The sequence below is a fragment of the Curtobacterium sp. MCBA15_005 genome, assembly GCF_001864855.1.
In the GTDB taxonomy this organism is placed as follows: Bacteria; Actinomycetota; Actinomycetes; order Actinomycetales; family Microbacteriaceae; genus Curtobacterium; species Curtobacterium flaccumfaciens.
This window is the reverse complement of the sequence record NZ_MJGL01000044.1, coordinates 1-587: the sequence shown is the minus strand read 5'-3', so window position 1 is coordinate 587 and position 587 is coordinate 1. Positions and strand designations below refer to the sequence as shown.

Sequence of the window (587 nt, the reverse complement as noted above, 5' to 3'; positions counted from 1 at the left end):
CCCGGGCCTCCAGTCCGTCCGTCAGTACAGCGGACGCGACGCGCCCAGCGTGACCAGCCACAGGATCGCACCGAGCAGGCCGTGCGCCGATCCCGTCACCACGATCGCGACGGCGGCGCCGGCCGCGACCAGCGCGGCGGCCAACCCGACGGCACGCCGCGTGGTGTGCGGCGCTGCGTCGACGCGCTCGGCCTGGCCCAGCAGCTCGTCCATGTCCTGCGGTTCCCCCATGCGCCGAACCTAGTCCGTCGTCATCGGCGGCCGCAGGGCCGCGATGCGCCGCTCGACGACGTCGAAGACGTCGGCCTGCAGCCGCTGCGAGCGCCGCCAGTCTCCCGGCACCTGGAGCGAGTGGTCGGCACGGTCGACGGTCTGGAGGCGCGCAGCAGTTCCCGAGACCCGCTCGGGCCGCCACATGGTGTCGTCCCCACCCCCGATCGCTACGTGCGCGTCGGTGGCGGCGGCGAGCGCCGTGGCCACGTCGTCATGCGTCAGCACCGGGGTGAGCCAGACGCCGGGCACCGCGTGGCGGATCGCCCACGGCAGGGCGAAGCAGCCGAACGACTTCGCGACGACGAGGTCGGGCA

General features: G+C 74.4%; 1 protein-coding gene and 1 pseudogene. Both read right to left on the bottom strand.

The features are described from left to right. Positions 1 to 21: 21 nt before the first annotated feature. On the bottom strand, positions 22 to 231 hold the full coding sequence (locus BIU89_RS13040) for a hypothetical protein (protein ID WP_071247128.1): 210 nt from the start codon (positions 229 to 231) through the stop codon (positions 22 to 24). 9 nt (positions 232 to 240) lie between these two features. Continuing rightward, positions 241 to 587, bottom strand: a pseudogene (locus BIU89_RS18615) (hypothetical protein); the annotation flags it as partial.

What these genes read in the sequence shown, in the direction of transcription:
- BIU89_RS13040 (WP_071247128.1), bottom strand. Translation starts at nt 231, where the DNA reads ATGGGGGAACCGCAGGACATGGACGAGCTGCTGGGCCAGGCCGAGCGC.